3 protein-coding genes and 1 pseudogene are annotated in these 5,191 nt (G+C 43.3%); all 4 read left to right on the forward strand.

What is annotated here, in order from left to right; all coding sequences use genetic code 11:
- Nucleotides 1–318 precede the first annotated feature (318 nt).
- A complete protein-coding gene (locus AACQ21_RS04495; RefSeq protein WP_105976747.1) occupies nt 319–1,479 on the forward strand; it encodes a polysaccharide export protein in 1,161 nt (386 codons plus the stop codon).
- Between the two features lie 25 nt (nt 1,480–1,504).
- On the forward strand, nt 1,505–1,945 hold the full coding sequence (locus AACQ21_RS04500; protein ID WP_017045428.1) for an arsenate reductase/protein-tyrosine-phosphatase family protein: 441 nt from the start codon (nt 1,505–1,507) through the stop codon (nt 1,943–1,945).
- Nucleotides 1,946–1,985: 40 nt separating this feature from the next.
- Complete coding sequence (locus AACQ21_RS04505) at nt 1,986–4,160, forward strand: polysaccharide biosynthesis tyrosine autokinase (protein WP_105976748.1); 2,175 nt, start codon at nt 1,986–1,988, stop codon at nt 4,158–4,160.
- Nucleotides 4,161–4,505: 345 nt separating this feature from the next.
- A pseudogene (locus AACQ21_RS04510) lies at nt 4,506–5,191 on the forward strand (lipopolysaccharide biosynthesis protein); the annotation flags it as partial.

The following is a 5,191-nucleotide window of genomic DNA, read 5'->3' on the forward strand; positions in this document are numbered from 1 at the left end:
GTATCATTCCGCAGCCTTTGATAGTACAAAAAATTGATAAATCAAATTTTATTTTTATTACTCTTTTATTGATTATATTGTAATTTGAAAGTTTGATTAGTGGGTTCTGTGCTGCATTTTAATGAATGACCTATTTTCAATTATCATCGGCTTAAACGTATTTAACACCGTCATAGGGAGCGCCCTAGGGCGGTAGCGTGCCAGCAAGTTTTTATGTATGACTTCTAGCACATTGATATATAAACACATTACTCATGTGCCTTGGCTTCATATAAGCACCTTGGTCATGACTGTGATTGAAATAGCAGGAACGTTCGCGTGTCAAAAAAGTATTTGCCTTTGATTATCGCCTCAGTAGTTTTAACGGGGTGCACCATTCCGGGTTCACACCTACCTACGGGTGAAAAAAATGCCGCATGGGAAGCAGAAAGCAACGAATCCTTATCTTCTCAAGTGAATGTCTACCCCCTTACTCCTGCTTTTATTAAAGAGCTGAAAAAATATAAAAATCAGCCTATTACCCAACCCAATGCTCCGTTAGAACAAGAAATTGCTCGCTACGAATATTACATCGGCCCTGGTGATGTGCTTAATATCACCATCTGGGATCACCCGGAGTTAACCATTCCTGCCGGTTCATACCGCAGTTCGGCGGAAGCGGGTAACTGGGTCCATGCGGATGGCACCATCTTTTACCCTTACATTGGTGAAGTGAGAGTGGCTGACAAAACCGTAACGGAAATCCGCCAAGTGATTTCAGAAAAGTTAGCTAAGTACATTGAATCGCCTCAGGTAGATGTCAACGTCGCTTCTTTTCGCTCGCAAAAATCCTACATTACTGGTGAAGTTAAAACGCCGGGTCAGCAAGCCATCTCAAATATTCCCTTAACATTATTAGATGCCATTAACCGTGCTGGTGGTATTACCACTGATGCAGATTGGCGCAATGTGACGCTGACTCGTAATGGTAAAGAGGAACTTCTTTCTCTTTATGCTTTGATCCAGAAAGGCGATTTAACGCAAAACCGCTTACTGCGCGATAGCGATATCGTGCATGTGCCACGTAACGACGGGCAAAAAGTGTTTGTGATGGGCGAAGTCAAACAGCCACAAATGCTGAAAATTGACCGTACAGGTATGAGCCTGACCGAAGCCTTGAGCACAGTCGGTGGCATTAATGAATACGAAGCCGATGCCACGGGTATTTTTGTGATTCGTGGCGCGCAACAGCAGCAAACCGTGTTAAGCCACACGGCGCCTAACCAAGATGACCCTATCGCCAATATTTACCAGCTCAATATGCAAGATGCCACTGCGTTAGTCATGGGCACAGAGTTTGAACTGCAACCTTATGATGTGGTGTATGTCACCACCACACCCGTTGGGCGCTGGAACCGTTTGATCAGGCAATTGTTGCCAACCATCAACGGCTTTAACACGCTTTCTGAAGGTGCGTTACGGGTGAAAAATTGGCCATAACTGAACAGTAAATAAGAGAAAAAACGTGTTTTCTAAAATATTAGTGGTGTGTGTCGGTAACATCTGCCGTTCACCAACAGGCGAGCGAGTATTACAAAAGCTATTGCCGAATAAAGAAGTGGCTTCGGCTGGCATTGCTAGCGCCAAAAGCCATCTTGAGGGCAAACCCGCCGATACCATGGCCAGCCAAGTTGCTGCAGAACATGGCATTGATTTAGCTGGTCATGCATCTCAGCAGCTCACGTCAGCGCTTTGCAGCCAGTATGATTTAATTCTCGTGATGGAAAAGGGGCACATTAGTGCATTAAGTGAGATAGCCCCTGAAGCACGCGGCAAAGCCATGCTATTTGGGCAATGGATAGGCCAGCAAGACATCCCAGACCCATATCGCCAAAGCAAAGAAGCATTTGACCATGCCTACCAGTTAATTGACCAAGCCGCGCAAGCTTGGGCCAAAAAGCTGTAATCACCATAAGCCAAAACAGGCCGTTAGGACTTTAAACACAATGACAGCACAACAGATTAAACAACGCGTCGACACCACTTCTGACGAAATCGATCTCGGTAAATTGTTTGGCCTTCTGCTGGATGGCAAATGGATCATTCTCGCGACGACCACTTTCTTTGCTATCTTTGGCATTGCCTTTGCCTTGCTCTCAACACCGATATACAAAGCCGATGCTTTGATTCAAATCGAACAAAAAGGCTCTGGCGGTATTTCATCATTAGTCGGCGGGGAAATGAGCGATCTCTTCTCTTCTGAATCATCCGCCACCACTGAAATTGAAATCATCAAATCACGGATGATTTTAGGCGACACCGTTCATAAATTTAACCTAACAACCTTAGTTGAGCCGGATTACTTTCCCGTTATTGGTAAAGGCATTGCGCGCCTTCGCGGGCAAATAAACCGCATTCAAGTCAGCCGCTTTGAACTGCCAAGTTATGCATGGCAAACGGGCCACCAAATAGTGGTGCAGGATGCAGAACAAAAAACCTACCAGTTAGTGCGTGAAGATGGCCGCGTAATGCTCAGCGGTAAAGTAGGTGAACTGGCAAAAAGTGATGATTACCAACTGTTTGTCAGCGATTTAGATGCCAATAGCGGTTTTGCATTTAACATCAGTAAACAAAGTGAGTTAGATGCGATTAAATGGCTGAAAGATAACTTATCAGTGACTGAACGCGGTAAACAAACCGGCATTGTTGAGCTCTCTTTCACCGGCGAAAACCCTAGCCAAATTCAAGCGATTTTGGATGATATAAGCCAAAACTATTTTTTGCAGAACGTGCAGCGCAATTCAGCAGAAGCTGAAAAAAGTTTAGCTTTCTTAAAAGGCCACCTGCCAACCATTAAAACCGAATTAGACAGCGCGGAAGATGTATTAAACCGCTACCGCCAAGCCAATGATTCGATTGATTTAAGCTTAGAAGCGAAATCCACTTTAGAAGTGATGGTGAAGCTAGAAGCGCAGCTTAACGAACTCACGTTTAAAGAGAGTGAAGTGAGCCAGCGTTTCACCACTGACCACCCGGCGTACAAATCACTATTGGATAAACGCCAAATCTTGCTTGGTGAAAAAGAGCGCTTAAATCAGCAAGTACAAAAGCTGCCTAAAACTCAGCGCGAAATTTTACGCATGACGCGTGACGTACAAGTAAACCAGCAAATTTACATTCAATTGCTGAACAAAGTGCAAGAGCTGAACATCATTAAAGCCGGAACGGTCGGCAATGTGCGCATTTTAGACAGCGCAGCTACCTATGCTCAAACCGTGAAACCGAAAAAACCACTGATTGTTGTACTCGCGACCTTGCTTGGCGGCATGTTAAGCGTTGGCGGGGTATTGGTGAAAGCGGCGCTACACCGCGGCGTAGAAAACCCAGACGATATTGAACAGCTTGGCCTTTCGGTTTACGCCAGTGTACCTAAGTCGATTCTGCAGTTGGAATTTGCAGAAAAAATCAATAAAAAGCGTAAATCCCTGCAAGAGATGATGCTGCTAGCTGAAAGCAACCCGGCGGACCTTTCTATTGAAGCGCTACGCGGCCTGCGGACCAGTTTGCACTTCGCAATGTTAGAAGCCAAAAACAACGTGGTGATGATTTCTGGCCCTGCGCCGGGCATTGGTAAATCGTTTGTTTCCACCAACTTTGCTGCGGTTGTAGCCAAAACTGGGCAAAAAGTGCTGCTGATTGATGCCGACATGCGCAAAGGTTATCTACAACAACCTTTCGGTGTTAAATGGGAAAATGGCCTTTCAGACCTGCTCAGTGGCAAAATTGATTACGCGCAAGCGATCAAAACCACCCAAGTCGATAACTTAGATATTATGACGCGCGGCCAAGTGCCACCCAACCCTTCAGAACTGCTTATGCACCAACGTTTTAAAGCTTTGGTTGAGTGGGCTTCACAAAATTATGACCTAGTGATTATTGATACCCCGCCAGTACTTGCGGTGACTGACCCAAGCATTGTGGGGGCCCATGCTGGTACAACGTTAATGGTGGCACGCTTTGGCCTAAATACCGCCAAAGAGATTGATGTCGCCAGAAACCGTTTTGAACAAGCAGGTATTGAAGTGAAAGGTGTGATCTTTAATGCGGTAGAGAAGAAAGCATCTAGTTCATACGGGTATGGGTATTATAACTACAGTTATGCCAGTGATAAGAAAGCTTAAGTTTTACTATAGGAATTGATCATATATCTATTGGTTATGGCTGACTGGGAGGTTTTTAGGACTAGATTAGTTCTAAAACGCCAAAAGTTTCCTAAGGGTCGGGCTGATGTGATTAAACATTCTTAAAAAATGAAACGATCCTAAAAACGATGTGCCTGATGGCTTCTGAGAAGCCCTTATTTAATTTATGCGACTTTTCATGACTTTTTCGTGAGATACAAGCTCAGCGTCGTATATTTGTTTGAGTTGCTGCATTTTTTCAGGAGTGTGTACGATTTTCATCGTATGTGAATGAGCCTGATTTCATGAAAAATTAAGTATCTTCAATCATCATGGGTATATTGAATGTCTAACTCCCGAATTGTTAAAAACTCTGCTGTTCTGTATATACGTTTACTAATAACGTTAGCTCTAGGCATGTTCACTACACGAATAGTGATCGATGCCCTAGGTATAGATGATTACGGTATTTATGGTGTTGTCGCCGGATTAATCACTATGTTCGGGTTTATGAATGCGGCTATGTCGTCTTCAACTCAGCGTTATCTATCATTTGATTTGGGTTTAAAGGATTCCATAAAGCTACAAAAAACGTTTACTGCGTCTGTAAATACTCACTTATTTATCGGTGTTGTTACATTTTTTCTTGCCGAAGTAATAGGCCTGTGGGCAGTGAATTACCTATTAGACATACCTATAGACAGGCTAAAAGCTGCAAATACAGTCTTTCAATTCTCTTTAGTAGCTTTCTTTTTTGGAATAATACAGGTTCCTTACCATGCCGTGACCATTGCATATGAGCGAATGAATACTTATGCTTATATTAGTGTTGTTGATGCGTTTTTAAAACTTATCGCAGCATATCTGTTAACCACAGCAACTATTGATAAGCTTGCTCTTTACTCTCAGTTGCTAGCATTTATCTCCGTGCTTTCTTTTATCACGTATTTTTTCTGTGTGCGTATACAGTGTAAAGAAATTAAATACATAAAATATTTTGATGAGAAGTATTACAAAGAGATTCTAAGTTT

This window comes from Vibrio sp. V01_P9A10T6, assembly GCF_963877065.1.
GTDB classification, from domain to species: domain Bacteria; phylum Pseudomonadota; class Gammaproteobacteria; order Enterobacterales; family Vibrionaceae; genus Vibrio; species Vibrio anguillarum.